This window comes from Duganella zoogloeoides (assembly GCF_034479515.1).
GTDB classification, from domain to species: Bacteria; Pseudomonadota; Gammaproteobacteria; order Burkholderiales; family Burkholderiaceae_D; genus Rugamonas; species Rugamonas zoogloeoides.
On record NZ_CP140152.1, the window covers coordinates 3,450,045 to 3,468,154 of the forward strand.

Here is an 18,110-nt window from a genome sequence, read left to right on the forward strand (position 1 = left end):
ATCCCATGACCGGTCCGGACGACCGGCTTGACGCCGGCTTGTTGCTGCAAACGCTGACAGCCCTGAAAAACGGCGATTTTTCCGCCCGCATGCCGTCCGGCGGCGCCGGGGTGGCCGGCCAGGTGGCGGACACGCTCAACCAGATCATGGCGGCCAGCGAAAAAATGGATGCCGACAGCCGGGCCGGCGCCCTGCTCACGCAGTCGCAATCGCTGGCGCAGGAACTGCGGCAGACCAACCAGGAACTGGCGGAAAAGGCGCGGCTGCTGTCGGAGCAGAACATCGAGGTCGAGCAGGCCAAGCTGGCACTGGAGGAAAAGGCCACCCAGCTGGCGCTGTCGTCCAGGTACAAATCCGAGTTCCTGGCCAATATGTCGCACGAGCTGCGCACGCCGCTCAATTCCCTGCTGATCCTGGCGCAGCAACTGGGCGACAACCCGGACGGCAACCTGTCGGACAAGCAGGTGGAATTCGCCCGCACCATCCATGGCTCCGGCTCCGACCTGCTCACCCTCATCAACGACATCCTCGACCTGTCCAAGATCGAATCGGGCACGGTCACGCTCGAGTTTTCCGAATACCGGTTCGAGCACCTGCACCAGTATGTCGAGCGCACCTTCCGCCACATGGCCGAGGCCCGGCACCTGGATTTTTCGATCGAACTGCAGGGCGACCTGCCCGCCGCCCTGATGACCGACACCACGCGCCTGCAGCAGGTCCTCAAAAACCTGCTGTCGAACGCGTTCAAGTTTACCTCCCACGGCCGCGTGGCGCTGACGATCGGGCTGGCCGACGGCGGCTATTCCAGCGACCTGCCCGCCCTGTGCCGCGCCGATGCGGTGCTGGCGTTTGCCGTCACCGACACCGGCGTGGGCATCGTCGCGGACAAGCTGCAACTGATCTTCGAGGCGTTCCAGCAGGCCGACGGCTCCACCGCCCGCAAGTACGGCGGCACCGGCCTGGGACTGTCGATCTCGCGCGAACTGGCGCGCCTGCTGGGCGGCGAGATCCGGGTAGAGTCGGTGGTGGGCGGCGGTTCCACGTTTACCCTGTTCCTGCCATGGTATCGGGCCGGCTGTGTTGCGTCCGAACCCGCACTGGAACCGGCGCCGGCGCCCAGGGCCGTGGCAATGCAAGTCGTGGAACTGCCGGAGCTGCTCCACGAGGAATCGGCAGACGAGATCGACTACCACGACGACCGCGCACTGCTGGCGCCAGGCGATCCGTCGGTGCTGATCATCACCGACGACGAGCGGCTTGCCGCGATGCTGCTGGACCTGGCGCGCGCTCATCGCTTCAAGGGCGTGGTGACCCCCAACGGCGACTCGGCCCTGAGCCTGGCGCGCGACTACCTGCCCTCGGCCATCCTGCTCGACCTCGACCTGCCCGACATCGACGGCCTGACCGTGCTTGAACGCGTGAAACGCGATCCGGGCACGCGCCATATTCCCGTGCATGCAGTGTCCAACCGTCGCGAGCAGGAACGCGACCGGCAGCAGGCGCTGCGCCTGGGAGCCCAGTCCTATCTGTACCTCTACCTGAATCTGTACCAGTACCAGCCGGCCGACCGCGAAGCGCTGCGCGACCTGTTCGCGCGCATCCGCGCCTTTCTTGCGCGCATGCAGCGCAGCCTGCTGGTGGTGACTGACGACGCCACCGGGCGCGACGCCATCGTGGCGCTGCTCGGCGCCGCCGACCTGGACATCGTGGCCGTAAATACCGGCATGGCCGCGCTGGCAGCACTGCGCACGCGGCGCTTCGACTGCATGGTGCTCGACCTGGCGCTGCCCGACATGAGCGGCTTCGAACTGCTGGGCGCCATCGCTGCCGACCGCGCGCTGCGCGACCTGCCGCTGGTGGTCAACACCGCTGGCGACATCGATCGCAAGCAGCTCGACCGGCTCGCCCGCCTCGAACGCGGCGCCAACGGCATCGTGATCCGGGAAGCGCGCACGCCCGAACGTCTGCTCGACGAGACCGCGCTGTTCCTGCACCGGTCACCGGCCAATCTGTCCGAGTCCCAGCGCCGCATGCTCGAAGATATCCACGAAGCCGAGGGCAGCCTGGCCGGGCGCAGTGTGCTGATCGTCGATGACGACGTGCGCAATATCTTCGCCCTGTCGTCGCTGCTCGAACGCCAACAGATGCAGGTATCATTCGCAGAAAACGGCCGCGATGGCATCGCGGTGCTGGAGCGCGATCCGTCCATCGAGATCGTCCTGATGGACATCATGATGCCGGAAATGGATGGCTACGACACGATGCGCGCGATCCGGCGCATCGCCAGGTTCCGTTCGCTGCCGATTATTACGCTTACCGCCAAGGCCATGAAGGGCGATCGTGACAAATGCATCGCCGCCGGCGCGTCGGACTACATCAGCAAGCCGGTCGATGTGGGGCAACTGCTGTCGCTGCTCAGGGTCTGGCTGAATTAACCATTACAAGGAAAACCATGCAACGCAGTTTGATGTCGATCGCCGTGACGGCGGCTCTGGCCCTGGGCCCTGTCCTCACCCATGCAGCGCAGGCAGGACCAGCGACCAAATCCAGGGCAGCCGCGCAACAGACTACCCAGCTCCCGCGCAATGCCGCGCCCACGCACTACGCGGTGTCGCTCACGCCGGACGCCGCCAGCCGCACGTTCAGCGCCAGCGTCGTCATCTCGCTCGATATCACGCAGGCGACCGACCGCCTGGTGCTCAATGCCGCCGACCTGGCATTTTCCAGCGCTGCGCTCAGCGCCGGCGCCGGCCAGCCGCCACAAGCGGCTACCGCCATCGACCTCGACGCCGACCAGCAAACCGCCACCTTCCGCTTCGGCCGCACGCTGCAACCGGGCAGCTACCAGCTACAACTGGCGTACACGGGCCTGATCGGCACCCAGGCCGCCGGCCTGTTCGCGCTGGACTACCAGAACGGCGGCGCAGCCAGGCGGGCGCTGTACACCCAGTTTGAAAACTCCGAGGCGCGCCGCGTGATCCCGTCATGGGACGAGCCGTTTTATAAAGCCACGTTCGCACTGGAGGCGACCATTCCCGCCGGCCAGATGGCGGTGTCGAACATGCCGGTGGCAGCGACCACCACGCTGGCCGACGGGCGCGAACTGGTGCGCTTTGCCACGTCGCCGAAGATGTCCACCTACCTGCTGTTCTTCGGCCTCGGTGAATTCGAGCGCGCCACCACGTCCGAAGGCGGCACCGAGATCGGCGTGATCACGCAAACCGGCACGCTGAACCAGGCCCAGTTCGCGCTCGACTCGTCGCGCGCCGTATTGCGCGAGTATAACGACTACTTCGGCGTCAAGTACCCGCTGCCAAAACTGGACAATATCGGCGCGCCGGGCCAGAGCCAGTTCTTCAGCGCCATGGAAAACTGGGGCGCCATCTTTACCTTCGAATACGCGATCCTGCTCGACCCGCGCACCGCCACCCAGGAAGACCGCGAAGGGGTGTTTGTCACCGCCGCCCACGAAATCGCCCACCAGTGGTTCGGCAACCTGGTTACCATGGCCTGGTGGGACGACCTGTGGCTCAACGAAGGTTTTGCATCGTGGATGGAATCACGCACCACCGCGCGCCTGCACCCGGAATGGGACTGGCACCTGCGCGCGGTGCACACGCGCGAAGGCGCGATGGCCAGCGACGCCCTGGCCTCCACCCACCCGGTGATACAGCGCATCGCTACCGTGGAACAGGCCAGCCAGGCCTTCGACAACATCACCTACCAGAAGGGCGAAGCGGTGATCCGCATGCTGGAAGAATACGTGGGTACGGACGCCTGGCGCAACGGCGTGCGCGCGTACATCGCCAGGCATGCATACGGCAATACGGTGTCCGACGACCTGTGGCGCCAGGTGGAAAAGGCGGCGCACAAGCCGGTCACCGCCATCGCCCACGACTTCACGCTGCAACCGGGCGTGCCGCTGATCCGCGTGGCTGATGCCGTATGCAGGAACGGCAAGGCCACCGTCGCCCTCACCCAGGGTGAATTCGCCAAGGACGACACCCCCCGTAAACCTTTGAGCTGGCGCGTGCCGGTCATCGCCGGGACCGTGGGCGGCGCCACTGTGCGCACGGTGGTTGCCGGCGGTAAGGCCACCATCACCCTGCCCGAGTGCGGCGCGGTGCTGGTCAACGCCGGCCAGAGCGGCTACTACCGCACGCTCTATACGCCGAAGGGCTTTGCCGCGCTGGCCGGGCGCTTCGCCCACCTGCCGGCCATCGATCAAATGGGGTTGCTGGCCGATGCCGCCGCGCTGGGCATGTCCGGCCACATGCCGGCGCCCGGCTACCTGGAACTGGTGGCCACCACGCCGGTGGCAGCCGCGCCTCAGGTGTGGGAAGACATCGCCGGCACGCTGGCCGGCCTGCACGCCAGCTACGAGGGCAAGCCGGAACAGCGGGCCGCCTTCGACAGCTTTGCGCGTGCGCGCCTGGCGCCGGTGCTCGCGCGGGTAGGCTGGACAGCCGTCCCCGGCGAGGCCGCACCTGTCGCCAACCTGCGCGCCACGCTGATCGCCGCCCTCGGCGACATGGGTGACGCTGGCGTGCTGGCCGAAGCGCGCCGCCGCTATGCGCTGCGCCACAGCGACCAGGACGCCATGCCGGTGACCTTACGCCGTCCGATCCTGGGCGTGATCGCCGCCAACGCCGATGCAGCGACCTGGGATGCGCTGCTGGCCGAGGCGCGCGCCGAAACATCGGCCATGGTCAAGGCCGAGCAATACGGTTTGCTCGGTTCCAGCCGCAACCCGGCACTGGCCCGCCGCGCGCTGGACCTGGCGCTGACCGACGAAGCCGGCGCCACCAACAGCGCCAGCATGATCAGCCACGTCGCCAACCAGCATCCGGACCTGGCGTTCGACTACGCGGTGGCGCACCGCGAGCAGGTGGAACAGAAGATCGACGCCACGTCGCGCAGCCGCTTCTTCCCCGGCCTGGCCCGCCGCTCGGCCGATCCGGCCATGGTGGCCAAGCTCAACACCTACGCCGACCAGCACCTGGCCGCCGACGCGCGCGGCGACGTCAAGATCGCGATCGCCTCGATCGAGTACCGCGTCAAGGTGCGCAAGGAGCGGCTGCCAGAAATCGACGCCTGGCTGGCGCACCATCGCTGAAGCGTCTGAGGCCTCGCAAACCGTAGCGAGCGGCCCGATATCGTCTTGAGTAGCGCAAGCGTACGGAGGTACGCTGAGCAACGGATAGGCGATAGCGGGCCGCGCAGTAGGTTTGCGAGCCCCCACCATCAAAAAAAAACCAGCGCCACCGTGAGGTGATGCTGGTTGCAAAACGCTCGAAAGCGTGGGGATGGCCGGTGGTCCGGCGGCTGGTCTGCGCCGCCTGGACTGAATTTGTGCCGGAATGAAGGTCCGGCAGCCGGGCGCTTGGTTTAACCGCGCGCTACAGGTATTACTTTGCCAGTTAATCGAAAAGACAGGCTTAGGACTTCATTAAACTTGATGAAGCCTGCCGTTGGAGGGGGCATTGAGATGATTGAATTGGTGCCGGTGTTACAGGCCACCGGCAAGCCCGCTGAGCGATGTTCCGTGAAATCCCGTGCCAACCTGGACACGGCGACCAGCTGGAAGATGCTGGGACCAGCGCTACGCATCATAATCGGGCAATATGACGAGCCAATGACGGATACTACAATGCACACAACCATGTTATCGACATCACCACTGCGCGCGTACCTGCTGGCGGCCCCGTTCATCGTGGCGCTGGCCGCCTGCTCGCCGCTGCCGCCTTCCACGCCCGCCACCGCGCCGGCGACGATCACGCAGGCGCCACCGGCCGAGCCGGCGCCGCCAGCCGCTCCAGCAGCGGGGGCACTCGCCATCGACAGCGCCAACTCGCTGATCGCCGTCACCGTGCGGCGCGGCGGTGTGCTGGCGCGCCTGGGCCACGACCATGTGGTGGCCGCACGCACTATCACCGGCACCGTCACGCCGACCGACAATCGCGCGCAGTTCCAGTTCCGCCTCGACCAGATGACGGTGGACGAACCGGCGCTGCGCCAGGTCGCGGGGCTGGAAAAGCAGCCTTCACCGGAAGCCGTCGCCGGCACCCGCACCAATATGCTGACCAGGGTGCTCGACGCCGACCGCTATCCGCTGGTCACCGTGCGCGCCGAACGCATTGCCGACGACCAGCCGCTGGGCGTGGCCATTACCCTGCACGGTGTCACACGCGCGTACCAGATCCCGGTGGTGTTCGCCCGCGAAGGCAATACCCTGACGGTGAGCGGCACGGTCGATCTGAAGCAGACCGATTTCGGCCTGGTGCCGTTCTCGGTGATGGGCGGCGCCATGGCGGTGGAAGACCGGATGGAGCTGCGCTTCACCGTGGTGGCGAAATAACGGCGCGATAAAAAAAAGCCCGCGGCACAAACGGCGCGGGCTGAAAGGTTTCAAATCGGGAGAGACTTGAAAGAGCAAGTGCAGTATCTCCCCTCAACATGACGGCGTGATGACATCAACACGCGCTATCTCGAAATAATCAGTTTTAATCCCAGGCCCACGAATACTGCCCCCGCCACCCGGTCCATCCACATCCCGGCGCCGGGGTGGCGATTGATCCACGCCCCCACTGCGCCGGAAAAATAGCCGAGCAGCGAAAACAGCACCGCCGCCTGCACCGTGAACAGCAAGCCCAGTTGCGCCGTCTGCCAGCTGGCATCACCGCGTTCGGCCACCACGAACTGCGGCAAGAACGACAGGAAGAACAGCACCACCTTGGGATTGATGGCATTGGCGAACAACCCCTTGACGAACAGCCGCCCCAGGCTTTCGTCAGGCAGGCCGGCTTGCGCCACGCGCGCTCCGCCCCGGCTGCGCAATGCACCGATGCCGAGCCACACCAGGTAGGCGCCGCCGATGATCTTCAAGGCGCCAAACGCTGTCGGGGAAGCGGCGATCAGCGCGCTCACGCCCAGTGCGGCCAGCACCGTGTGACTGAGGCAGCCCAGCGCGCAGCCGATGCCGAACACCATGCCCTGGCGGCGGCCGCGCGAGACGCCCACGCTGAGCACCATCAGGTTGTCGGGCCCGGGCGAGATCGTAATCAGCAAGGCGGCGCTGAGAAAACCGATGAACTGTTCTGGCGAAATTAACATGTGGGTGCTCGGTAAAGGCTGGAACCCGTGATGATAGCTGTCGCATCGTTATGTCACAATGCCAATGAAGACTTCGAGACGCGTCCAAAACCCTACAGACCGCATTAGTCCCAGAGCATTGGATTTCTACTATGGCTGGAATGGTCTGATCTGGTCTGGGTTTCCGCCCAAATTTCGCCCACGTTTCCCGATATAGTGCACACGTACCGCCATCTCAAGACGTAGATCAAAACCCACTGTCGGCGACCTGCCATCGTTTGGTTTGATACCGACAACTTACAGGGGCGAGCGTGGCAAAACATCAACAGTGCAAACGACCTACGCAGGGACTGGCGGCAGTCGAGTTCTGCCTGGTATTGCCGCTGCTCTTGGTCATGCTGGCGTTCCCGCTCTACTTCGGGCGATATTGCTACCATTACAGCGTCGCCCATGCGGCGGCTACTAGTGCTGCCACCTTCATGTCGAAAGTACCCCTGGGCGATATGCTCAACACAACGAAGGCGCCCGTCGCCATCTCAGTTGCCAAGGAGATTATTGGCGCGATGACGGCCGAGTTAAATCCAGGGCCGTCGAAGCCTTTCATTGCGATCGACTGCGTGCAGAGTAATTGCGGAGGAAATTCCAAACCCAACGTTGTACGGGTGTCCATCGAAATGACGATGGAGGATATTTTTTTTCGTGATGTCACTCAACTGAGTCTGCCCATATATGTTTCGATCACGCTACCCTATCGAGGACGGTGATCGCGTGGATTCGCACGAACACTATGCACGCCCAGACCGCGCCACCGAGCGCGTGGTAAATGAGGGGCTGGCCATCGCTGAACAGAGACGAGGCGCTCGTCCGTGGCGCCGCCGATCGTCAGCTTGCCTTCGCTGGCATAGGATGGTCGATCCACAAGCTGGCGGCGCGGTAGCGCCAGGCCACGATCGTAGATACCGCGCATGCGGTACCCGACCACGTGAAGCGGCTCGTCGAGCTTGCACAAAGGGGGGAGCGTTTGGCCTCTCAATCACTTCCCCAAAATCTGGCGACGTCTGGATGTGCCGGGCGAGATGAAGAAAACCCTTACCAAATAGTTTTGCGAGATTTCGCCCACGTTTCGCCCACGTGCGGACGTAGTTCGCACGCAGCCCTTGCGCCTACTGGCTCCGGTCACGATCGACGTAGTTATGTCACAACTACATCATATTTTCTGAAAACAACATGTTCTCGTATAAAATGACCGAATTCCTGCCTCCGCAACGGCGGCCGACATCCCTACATATCAATAACCGAAGCTTGCAAGATGTACCACGCGCTGAGCGCCTTTGCGGGCCAAGTCCCCCGCCACCTGTCGTCGCCGCTGCTGTTGTTACGCATCATGGCGCTGCTGCTGGCCGCACTGTGCATTGCCGGTCCGGGGCGCGCGCAGGCGCTGCCGTTGTCAACGATCCCGCTCACCCACGCCGGCGCCGATATCGCCCGCACCGGTAAGCTCTACCTGGACGAAGGCGAACTGGCGCCGGCCAATGCCGGTGCGCTGCCGGCACTGGTCGCCGGCCTGCGGCCTGCGGACAAGGTGGATTTGCTGGGCGGCGGTTACTGGCTGGTGGCCGAATTGCGCAACGACGGCGTGCTGACCGACTGGGTCATCGATCCCAACGACACCCTGATCGACGTGGTCGATATCTACCTGTACCAGCCCGACGGCACGGTGCGGCTGCTGAAAACCGGCTACCGCCAGCCGCACGACTACCTGCTCCACTACGGCAAGGACGTGCAGCTCGAACCGGGCAAGAGCTACCCCGTGCTGATCCGCTTCTCCAGTCCCTATTACGCGCGCACGCCCATGTTTACCGCGCTGCCGCGCAGCGACTACCAGCGCCTGGTGGCGCGCGAAAACGTCATGATCATCGGCTCCATCGGCGCGCTGCTGGCGCTCACGGTGTTCAATTTCTTCATCTACTCGATCACGCGCGACCGCTCGTCGCTGTACTACTCGCTGTACGTGCTGTGCTACGCGGTGGCCTGGGGCATGACCTTCCACCTGTCGGCCGACATGTTCGACTGGCACAACCTGCACTGGCACTACGTGCCGTTCTTCCTGCTGCCGGTGATCAGCACCCTGTTCTACACCAGCTTCCTGCGCCTGCGCGAGACCGCGCCGCGCCTGTTCCTGCTCAGCCGCGTCAACATCGTGCTGCCGCTGCTGACGCTGCCCTCGTGCTTTTTGGCGCTCAGCTACGCCCACACCATCGCCACCGTCGTCATTGCGATCTGGGTGTCGATGGCGCTGGTGACCGGCATCGTGGTGTGGCGCCGGGGCTACCAGCCGGCGCGCTTCTTCGTGCTCGGCTTCCTGGCGCTGCTGTTACCAAGTTTGCTGATCCTGCCGGCCAACGTGGGCCTGATCCCGGCGCTGGTGACCAACGCCCAGCTCTTCACGCTGCTGGGCGGCACGCTCGACGGCGTGCTGCTGGCGTTTGCGCTGGCCGACCAGATTCGCCTGCTGCGCAACACCCTGGAACAACGCGTGCAGGAGCGCACGGCCGAACTGACCGAGGCCAAGGAACACGCCGAGGTGGTGAGCCGCCACCGCATCGATTTTCTGTCGGCCATGAGCCACGACATCCGCACCCCGCTGGCCGGCGTGATCGGCATGATCAAGTTTGCCATGCGCGACCAGTCGGTGCGCGGCCGGACCGAGGAATACCTGCGCATCGGCCTGCAAAACAGCGAGTCGCTGCTGGCCATCCTCAACGACATCCTCGATTTTTCCAAGATCGACGCCGGCCGCCTGTCGATCGAAACCGTGGACTTCGATCTGATCGCGCTGATCGACGACGCCATCGGCATCCTGCAAGGCCAGGCCGACGCCAAGAGCCTGCTGCTGCGCTGCGAACTGGCGCCGGACCTGCCGCGCTTCGTGCGCGGCGACCCCACCCGGCTGCGCCAGATCCTGCTCAATTTGCTCGGCAACGCCATCAAGTTCACCGACCGGGGCGAGGTGCGGCTGCATGCCTCCGCGCTCGATCCGGTGGCCGGTCTCACCAGCGTCAGCTTCGAAATCATCGACACCGGCCCGGGCATCCCGCCCGACACCCTGCCGCGCCTGTTCCAGAAGTTCGAACAGGCCGATCATTCCACCACGCGCCGCTACGGCGGCACCGGCCTGGGACTGGCCATCTGCAAGGAGCTGGTGGAGCTGATGGATGGCGCCATCGCCGCCGAAAGCCGGGTGGGCGTGGGCTCGACCTTCAGCTTTACCCTGCCGCTGGCGGTGGGCGCCGCGCCGCTGGCCGGTCCGGACACGGGCCCGCACCGCGAGTACCACGCCTACCGCCTGCGCATCCTGTGCGCCGAGGACGTGCGCACCAACCAGATCATCGTCAGCACGCTGCTCGAGAACATGGGCCACGACATCCGTATCGTGGAAAACGGCCTGCAGGCGCTGCATGCACTGGCCGAATCGGACTACGACCTGGTGCTGATGGACGGGCGCATGCCGATGATGGACGGCGAACAGGCCACGCGCCTGATCCGCGCCGGCGGCAACGAGGACTACCGCATGCGCGACGCCGGCATTCCGATCATCGCCCTCACCGCCAACGCCAGCGACCATGACCGCGCGCGCTACCTCGGCGTGGGCATGGACGGCTTCCTCAGCAAGCCGGTCGATGAACGCCTGCTGTACGACCAGATCGAAAAGATCATTGCCCTGCACCTGGCCCGTGGACGTCCGCTGCGTGCGGTCGATCCGGCGCAGCTGCCGTCCGCTTGCCATGCGGACCTCGACGCCCAGTTCGGCGTGGCGCCGGCGGCCTGCGGTGAAGATTCCGGCGCCGGCAAGGCGGTGCAGATCATGCCGCTGGCCGGCCTGTCGCACAAGCATTTGCAGCGCATTACCGACGCCTTCCTCGACGAAGCGCCGCGCCGCCTGCGCACCGCGCGCGCGGCGGTCAGCGCCGGGAACGCGCAGGCGGCAGCCGCCGCCATCCACGCCCTGAAGGGAAGCGCCGGCTACCTCAGTTCCAACCACCTGCACGCGCTGTGCGCGGAACTGGAAGCGGAAGCGAACGCCGGCCGCATCGACCACGTGGAGCACATGCTGGGGGAAGTAGAAGCGGCACTGGACCAGGCCTGTGCCGATTTGCAGGCGTCGAACCGGACCTGCACTTCCTGACCCATCACAACGCCGTGCCCCAGCCAAGCGCCTGGTACAGTGAGATCGCCTCGACATACGAGGCGGTTTCCGCCTGCAGTGCGGCGCGCCGGATCGCGTGCAGCGCGCGCTGGTTTTCCAGCACCGACTGGTAACTGCCGGCGCCGGCCGCGAACCGGGTATTGGCGATGCCGAGCGCGGCGCCGCCGTGGCTGGCCGATTGCGCCAGCGACGCGAGCCGCGACTGGTTCTCCACCAGCCGGGTGACCGCATTTTCCACTTCTTCCTGCGCCAGCAACAGCGCCTGCCGGTACCCTGCCAGCGCGCCCTGCGCCTCGGCCCCGGTGGCGCGCACCCTGGCCCTGGCGCTGCCGATGTGCAGCGCCGGCAGCGTGACCGCCGGGGTTACCTCGAACGCGCGCGCCCCGGCATCGAACACGCTGCTGCCGCGCAGCGCGAAAAAGCCCACGAAGCCGCCCAGACCCAGGCGCGGATACAGGTCCGCCGTCGCCGCGCCCACTTCCTCATTCGCGGCGGCCAGCAGGCGTTCGGCGCGCACCACGTCGGGCCGTTGCCGGATCAGGGCATTGACGTCGCCCAGCGGCAGCTGGCCGGCCAGCGGCGCGCGCTGCCAGGCACCCGGGGCGAACATGGTGGGGCCGGGCGCCCTGCCCTGCAGGACATCGAGCCGGTACTGCGCCCGCTGCAATCCTGCCTGCAGGGCCGGCAACTCGGCCTCGCTGCGCGCCAGGTTGGCCGAGGCGTTCTGCAACTCTTCCGGCAGGCCGCTGCCGGCGGCAATACGGGCCGACAGCAGCGCCACCGTCTCGCGCCAGCTCGCGATATCGGCGGCGGCAAGCGCCAGTTCCTGCTGGTAACCGAGCGCTTCGTAATAGTTGCGCGCCACGTCGGCCGCGATCACCAGGCGCGCCTGGCGCAGGTCCGCTTGTGCGGCGTCGGCCCGGGCCTGCGCCGCGCGGCTCAGGTGCGCCAGCCGGCCGAACAGGTCGATCTCCCATTGCGCATCGAGACCCACGCGGCTGGCGGCGGTGGCGCCGCGCGCCTGCGGCGTGACCTGCTCCACGCTGCGCTGCCACTGCGCGCGGCCGGTTACCGCCGGCAACCGGTCCAGCTGCCGCTCGTCGAATACCGCGCGTGCAGCAAGCAGGCTCGCTTGCGCGCGCGCGATATCGTGGTTGTGCGCCAGCGCCCGGTCGACCAGTTGCGCCAGGCGTTCATCATCGAAAAAAGTCCACCAGGCGGCGTTGCCGGTAACGCCCTGGCCGGCGGCAAAACGTTCCTGCTGCGGGCTGGCCAGCGCGATGACCGGGGTATCGGGCGTGGCATGCGGCGGCGTGACAGCGCAGCCGGCCAGCAGCGCGAACAATACAGGTACGGTACGGCGATGTGTGATCATGAAGGTTCCTTGGTTGCCGAGGCGGCGTGGTTGCGGGCCAAAAACGCATACATGGTGGGCAGCACGAACAGCGTAAACAGCGTGCCCACCACCATCCCCGAGACGATCACCACGCCCAGGCCGAAACGGCTGTTGGCGCCGGCGCCCGAGGCGAACAGCAGCGGCACCAGGCCCACTACCATGGCAGCCGTGGTCATCAGGATCGGCCGCAGGCGCAGGCGCGCGGCCTTGACGATGGCGTCCACCCGGTTCAGCTGCTCGTGCACCTGCAGTTCGTTGGCAAATTCCACCATCAGGATGCCGTGCTTGCTGATCAAGCCGATCAGCGTCACCAGCCCGATCTGGGTGTAGATGTTGACCGTGGCCCAGCCCAGCGCCAGCGGTATCAAAGCGCCGCAGATCGACAGCGGCACCGTGATCAGGATGATCAGCGGATCGCGCAGGCTTTCGTACTGCGCCGCCAGCACCAGGTAGATCACCACCACGGCCGCCAGGAACGCCATCAGCAGCGCATTGCCTTCGGTGGCGAACTGGCGCGCATCCGACTGCCAGTCGTAGGAAAAGCCCGGCGGCAGCGTCTTGCCCACGCCGTCGAGGAACGCCACGGCGTCGCCCAGCGTAACGCCGGGCGCCGGCACGCCCTGGAACGTGGCCGCGTTCTGCTGGTTGAACTGGGTGAGCCGGTTCGGCTCGATTTCCTGCGCGACCGACACCACGTTCGACAGCGGCACCAGGCTGCCGTCGCCGGCGCGCACGAACTGGCGCGTGAGCGCCGGCGCCGTCAGGCGCTGCTCGCGCGGGCTCTGGGCGATCACGTCGTAGGCGCGGCCGTCCAGGCCAAAGCGGTTCAGGTAGTTTTCGCCCACCAGCACCGCCAGCGACTGGCCGATGTCCTCCATCCCGATGCCCAGGCTGCCGGCCTTGCTGCGGTCCACCCGCACTTTCACGACCGGGTTGTTGTAATCGAGATCGCTGTCCACCACCGCGAACAGGCCGCTGGCGCGGGCGCGCTGCTTGATGTCTTCCATGGTGCGGAACACGGTGGCGTAATCCTGGGCGCTGCGCAGCACCATCTGCACCGGCAGGCCGCCGCTCGATCCCGGCAGGGGCGCCAGCTGGAAGGCGAAGATGCTGGTGCCCTCCACGTCGCCCGCCGCCTGCTGCAATTCGGCCTGCACCACGGCGGCGCTGCGCGCGCGCTCGCCCCACGGCGTCAGGTTGATGCCGCCGATGCTCGACGCCGGCCCGTCGCTGCCGTTGATGATCCAGCGCGACGCGGTTTCCGGCATGCTGCGGTAGATGCCATCGAGCTTGGACGAAAAGCGCTGGACGTAATCGAGGCTGGCGTGCTGCGGCGCCTTGATGGCGGTGAGCACGCTGGCCTGGTCCTCGGACGGCGCCAGCTCGCGCTGCGGCATCAGGTACAAAAACGGCAGGCTCACCATCACCACCAGCGCCACGCCGCCGCCGAGCCAGCGGCGCTGCAACGAGCGCTCCAGCAAATACGTGTAACGGCGCGCGAGGCCGCCGAAAAAGTGTTCTGCCGCGCGCGCCATGCGGCCCTCGTTCTGCTTCGGTTGCAGCAGCAGGGAACTCATCACCGGCGACAGCGTGAGCGCCACCACGCCCGACACCACCACCGCGCCAGCGAGCGTGAGGGCGAATTCCCTGAACAGCGCACCGGTCAGGCCGCCCATCATGCCGATCGGCGCGTACACCGCCGCCAGCGTGATGGTCATGGCCACCACCGGACCCGCCACTTCGCGCGCACCGGCCAGGGCGGCCGCCACCGGCGTCTTGCCTTCCTCGATGTGGCGGTGGACGTTTTCCACCACCACGATGGCGTCATCCACCACCAGGCCCACCGCCAGCACCATGGCCAGCAGCGTCAACAGGTTGATGCTGAAGCCGAAGGCGAGCATCAGCGCGGCCGCGCCCAGCATCGACAGCGGAATCGTCACCACCGGGATCAGCACCGACCGCAGCGATCCCATGCAGAGATAGATCACCACCACCACGATCAGCAGCGCCTCGATCAGCGTGCGCGCCACTTCGTCGATCGATGCCTGGATGAAGCGCGCGGTCTCGAACGCCAGCTCCACCTTCACCCCGGGCGGCAGGGTCTTTTCGATCTCGGGCAGCAGCTGCCGGATGCCCTCGACGATCACCAGCGGATTGCCGCCCGGCGTGGGAAACACGCCCAGGTGCACGGCCGGCACGCCGTCCATGCTGGCGCTGGTGTCGCTCGAGGCCGCGCCCAGCTCCACCGTGCCCACGTCCTTCAGGCGCACCAGCGCCCCGCCATTGCCTTTGCCGACGACCATCTCGCGAAAGCCGGCCACGCTGGCCAGGTCGGTATCGACGCTGAGGTTCGACACCACGTACTGCCCTTTCACCTTGCCCGGCGCGGCCTGGTAGTTATTGCGCCGCACGCTGTCGGCGACGTCGGCGGCGGTGAGGCCGCGCGCGGCCAGCTTGTCCGGGTCGATCCACAGCCGCATGGCCAGTTGCTGGCCGCCGAACACCTCCACCTTGGCCACGCCCGCGATGGTGGAAAACATCGGCTGCACCACGCGCGCCAGGTAGTCGGTGAGCGCGGCGGCGGATACGCTGTCGCTGGCAAAGCCCACGTAGGCCACCGCCGTGGCGTCGCCGGCCGTGCGTTCGATCACCGGATCGAAGGCGTCGGCGGGCAGCTTGTAGCGCACCTGGTTGACCTTGGCCATGACTTCGGTGAGCGCCTGGGTGGAGTCGCGGTTCAGTTCCATGCGCACGGTGACCAGGCTGGCGCCCTGCACCGACGACGACGTCAGGTAGTCGATGCCTTCCACCGACGACACGGCCTGCGCGATCGGCTGCGTGACGAAACCCTGCATCAGGTCCGCCGACGCGCCGGGATAGGCGGTGGCGATAGTAATGGTCGATGATTCGAGCGTCGGATACTGGCGCACCGGCAGCTGCTTTACCGCCAGCACGCCAAGCATCACGATCAGGGTGCTGATCACCAGCGCCAGCACGGGGCGGCGCACGAACAGGTCGGTAAATGTCATTGCGGGCGTCCTTTACCGGGCGCCTGGTCGAGCGTGTTGGCCACCGCCTGCACGGCCATGCCGTCGGCCAGCCGCAGCTGGCCCGACGCGACCACCTGCTGCCCGGCGCGCAAGCCGCGCACGATTTCCACCCTGCCATCGGCCCGGTCGCCCAGCGCGACGGCCACGCGCCGCACCGCCAGGGCCGGCGCGCCCGCCTTCGTGCTGCGCTCGGCCAGGAAGACCGTGTCGCCATAGGCGCTGTACGTGACCGCCGTTTCCGGCACCGTCAGTTGCTGCGCGCCGGTGGCGCGCGCCACCCGCACGGTGGCGTACATGCCGGCCTTGAGGGCGCTGTCCGTGCCGCCAAGCGTGGCCTGCAGCTGCACCATGCGCGAGCGCGCAATCAGCGGGTCGATGGCATGGATGGTGGCCCGGTACACCTTGCCCGGCCGGGCATCGACCAGCACCTCGATGTCCTGGCCCGGCGCCAGTGCGGCGCCGCTGTGCTCGTCGAGCGCAAAGTTCACCAGCAGCGCGGACGTATCGACCAGGCTGGCCACCGGGTCGGCGGGATTGAGGTACTGGCCCGGGTGCACCCTGCGGATCCCCATGCGACCGGCGAACGGCGCGCGGATGGCCTTCTGGTCGATCAGGGCCTGGGTCTGGCGCAGCTCGCCCTGCGCCGCATCGCGCGCGGCCAGCGCGGCGTCGAGCTGCTCTTCGGTGGCGGCCTTGCCGGCCACCAGGCTGCGCACCCGCTCGTAGCTGCTTTCGGCATTTTTCAGCTGGGCGCGCAGGCGCACCAGCGCGGCCTGCTCGGGGGCGTCGTTCAGTTGCACCAGCAAGGCGCCGGCGGCCACCTGCTGGCCCGACTCGAAATCGATGCGGGCGATGCGGCCGCCCGCCTCGGCCGCCACCTGCACCTGGCGCACCGCTTCCAGTTCGCCCACGCCGGTGGCCACGCGCTGCTGCGCACCGGCCGTCACCGGCGCCAGCGCCACCTTGGTGGCCGGCGGCGCACTGGCCGCAGCGGCCTGCACGTCGGCGCGCGGATAGCCTGCCAGGGCCGCAGCCAAGGCAAGGGAAAGGGCCAGCGCGCCCGCGCCGGCAAGTTTGGTGTTCATGATGGTGTCCTTAAAAATTAAACAGGAAAAACAGCGCCAGGGTCCACAGCAGCAGCACCAGGTGCGTCGTCTGCAAGCCTTCCTGGGCGATCCAGTAGCCGAACCACAAGCCGCCCAGGTGCATCAGCAGCAGGAATGCGGCCATCGCGCACAGGGCCAGGTTGAACCAGGCGCGCGCGTCGGGCAGGCCCGCCACGCACAGCAGCGCTGCGCCGAGCCAGGCAGCGCAGGCGCCCAGCACTTGCAGCACCAGCACGGTGGCCAGCGCCAGCCGGTGCAGCCACAGCGATGTGACGGCGCGGCGCAGCAGCGGGGTCTCGACGGTGGGATCGCGGCGCAGCGGGTCCATGCGCATGGTGTTGCCGACGGCCCAGACCGAACCGTGGAAAGCGACCAGGTTGTTCAGGGCAGCCAGGCTGAGCCAGGTGGCCAGGCCCAGTGCGCAGATCAGTTGAAACAGCCAGATGGTGTGATGGAGATGCATGGTTGATCCTGTCGTGGGTTCATGGTCTGCCGGCATGCAGGCGTGGAAATGCTCGACAGCGCAACCCCATCAGCCTATTATGCAAGCAATCTCTTGTATAACTGATCGAATCATAGTTGAGTAAAATGAATTACACAAGTAAACACTTGGATAATAGCGAGGGCGCTGTGCCGGCGCCGTCCACCCAGCGCATCCTGTATTTCGTCAAGAGCCGGGGGCCGGTGTCCACGGGCATGCTGGCAAAAGCGCTGGACATGACTGGCGAGGCGGCGCGCCAGCACGTGCAAAAACTGGTCGCCGCCGGCCTGCTCGAAGGCCGCCAGGAAGCCCAGGCAGGCGCCGGCCGGCCGCGCCAGAACTGGGTGCTGACGGCGGCCGGCCATGCACGCTTCCCCGACACCCATGCGCAGCTGACCATCAAGCTGATCGGCTCGGTGCGCGACCTGTTCGGCCAGGAGGGCCTGGACAAATTGATCGCCCAGCGCGAGCAGGAAAGCCGCGCCGCGTATGCGCTGGCCTGCGCTGCGCCCGACCTGCCTACGCGTTTGCAGCAACTGGCGGCAGTGCGCGACGACGAGGGCTATATGGCCAGGCTGGAAGCCGACGGCGACGACTGGCTGCTGATCGAGGACCACTGCCCGATCTGCGCAGCGGCCCGTACCTGCCAGGGTTTCTGCCGCTCCGAGCTGCAACTGTTCCAGGAAGTGGCCGGGCCCGGGGTGAGCGTCGTGCGCGAGCAGCACATGCTGGCCGACGCTTTGCGCTGTGTTTACCGGATCCGCGCCGTGTAAAGCCG

The 18,110-nt window shown here is 66.6% G+C and carries 11 protein-coding genes; 6 read left to right on the forward strand and 5 right to left on the reverse strand.

Annotated features, from left to right (window positions below; translation table 11 throughout):
* Positions 1–5 precede the first annotated feature (5 nt).
* The 3 genes from SR858_RS15205 (at position 6) to SR858_RS15215 (ending at position 6,358) form a co-directional block, all read left to right on the forward strand.
* Complete coding sequence (locus SR858_RS15205; protein WP_019919852.1) at positions 6–2,435, forward strand: hybrid sensor histidine kinase/response regulator; 2,430 nt, start codon at positions 6–8, stop codon at positions 2,433–2,435.
* Between the two features lie 17 nt (positions 2,436–2,452).
* Positions 2,453–5,116, forward strand: a complete 2,664-nt coding sequence (locus tag SR858_RS15210) for a M1 family metallopeptidase (protein WP_019919853.1) — start codon at positions 2,453–2,455, stop codon at positions 5,114–5,116.
* Positions 5,117–5,650: 534 nt separating this feature from the next.
* Positions 5,651–6,358: a YceI family protein gene (locus tag SR858_RS15215; protein WP_322533653.1), complete on the forward strand. Its 708-nt coding sequence runs from the start codon at positions 5,651–5,653 to the stop codon at positions 6,356–6,358.
* A 125-nt stretch (positions 6,359–6,483) separates the two neighbouring features.
* Here SR858_RS15215 and SR858_RS15220 read toward each other — a convergent pair whose 3' ends face one another.
* On the reverse strand, positions 6,484–7,113 hold the full coding sequence (locus SR858_RS15220) for a LysE family translocator (RefSeq protein ID WP_019919855.1): 630 nt from the start codon (positions 7,111–7,113) through the stop codon (positions 6,484–6,486).
* A gap of 290 nt (positions 7,114–7,403) precedes the next feature.
* On the opposite strand from SR858_RS15220, the gene SR858_RS15225 reads away from it, so the two are divergent.
* On the forward strand, positions 7,404–7,856 hold the full coding sequence (locus SR858_RS15225; RefSeq protein ID WP_084669772.1) for a TadE/TadG family type IV pilus assembly protein: 453 nt from the start codon (positions 7,404–7,406) through the stop codon (positions 7,854–7,856).
* Positions 7,857–8,401: 545 nt separating this feature from the next.
* Positions 8,402–11,278 carry a hybrid sensor histidine kinase/response regulator gene (locus SR858_RS15230; RefSeq protein ID WP_019919857.1) on the forward strand — a complete coding sequence of 959 codons (2,877 nt, stop codon included), beginning with the start codon at positions 8,402–8,404 and terminating at the stop codon, positions 11,276–11,278.
* Between the two features lie 4 nt (positions 11,279–11,282).
* On the opposite strand, the gene SR858_RS15235 is transcribed toward SR858_RS15230, so the two are convergent.
* The 4 genes from SR858_RS15235 to SR858_RS15250 are packed head-to-tail and all read right to left on the reverse strand — an operon-like array spanning position 11,283 to position 17,314.
* Positions 11,283–12,674 carry an efflux transporter outer membrane subunit gene (locus SR858_RS15235; protein WP_019919858.1) on the reverse strand — a complete coding sequence of 464 codons (1,392 nt, stop codon included), beginning with the start codon at positions 12,672–12,674 and terminating at the stop codon, positions 11,283–11,285.
* Positions 12,671–15,724, reverse strand: coding sequence for a MexW/MexI family multidrug efflux RND transporter permease subunit (locus SR858_RS15240; protein ID WP_019919859.1), 3,054 nt, complete (start codon positions 15,722–15,724; stop codon positions 12,671–12,673). Before SR858_RS15240 ends, SR858_RS15235 begins: the two co-directional genes overlap by 4 nt.
* Positions 15,721–16,830 (reverse strand): efflux RND transporter periplasmic adaptor subunit, encoded by a 1,110-nt coding sequence (locus tag SR858_RS15245; RefSeq protein ID WP_019919860.1) that lies wholly within the window; start codon positions 16,828–16,830, stop codon positions 15,721–15,723. The genes SR858_RS15240 and SR858_RS15245 overlap by 4 nt, the downstream gene beginning before the upstream one ends.
* A 10-nt stretch (positions 16,831–16,840) precedes the next feature.
* The gene (locus tag SR858_RS15250) at positions 16,841–17,314 is read right to left on the reverse strand and encodes a DUF2165 family protein (protein WP_019919861.1); all 474 of its coding nucleotides are present in this window, start codon (positions 17,312–17,314) and stop codon (positions 16,841–16,843) included.
* A 125-nt stretch (positions 17,315–17,439) separates the two neighbouring features.
* Between SR858_RS15250 and SR858_RS15255 the strand changes: the two genes are divergently transcribed.
* Complete coding sequence (locus tag SR858_RS15255; RefSeq protein WP_051120246.1) at positions 17,440–18,105, forward strand: helix-turn-helix transcriptional regulator; 666 nt, start codon at positions 17,440–17,442, stop codon at positions 18,103–18,105.
* Positions 18,106–18,110: the final 5 nt, after the last annotated feature.

Excerpts from the sequence above, each read along its gene's own strand:
- SR858_RS15240 (WP_019919859.1), bottom strand. The coding sequence starts at position 15,724 with ATGACATTTACCGACCTGTTCGTGCGCCGCCCCGTGCTGGCGCTGGTG.
- SR858_RS15250 (WP_019919861.1), bottom strand. The coding sequence starts at position 17,314 with ATGCATCTCCATCACACCATCTGGCTGTTTCAACTGATCTGCGCACTG.
- SR858_RS15235 (WP_019919858.1), bottom strand. The coding sequence starts at position 12,674 with ATGATCACACATCGCCGTACCGTACCTGTATTGTTCGCGCTGCTGGCC.
- SR858_RS15205 (WP_019919852.1), top strand. The coding sequence starts at position 6 with ATGACCGGTCCGGACGACCGGCTTGACGCCGGCTTGTTGCTGCAAACG.
- SR858_RS15230 (WP_019919857.1), top strand. The coding sequence starts at position 8,402 with ATGTACCACGCGCTGAGCGCCTTTGCGGGCCAAGTCCCCCGCCACCTG.
- SR858_RS15245 (WP_019919860.1), bottom strand. The coding sequence starts at position 16,830 with ATGAACACCAAACTTGCCGGCGCGGGCGCGCTGGCCCTTTCCCTTGCC.
- SR858_RS15220 (WP_019919855.1), bottom strand. The coding sequence starts at position 7,113 with ATGTTAATTTCGCCAGAACAGTTCATCGGTTTTCTCAGCGCCGCCTTG.
- SR858_RS15215 (WP_322533653.1), top strand. The coding sequence starts at position 5,651 with ATGCACACAACCATGTTATCGACATCACCACTGCGCGCGTACCTGCTG.
- SR858_RS15210 (WP_019919853.1), top strand. The coding sequence starts at position 2,453 with ATGCAACGCAGTTTGATGTCGATCGCCGTGACGGCGGCTCTGGCCCTG.
- SR858_RS15255 (WP_051120246.1), top strand. The coding sequence starts at position 17,440 with ATGAATTACACAAGTAAACACTTGGATAATAGCGAGGGCGCTGTGCCG.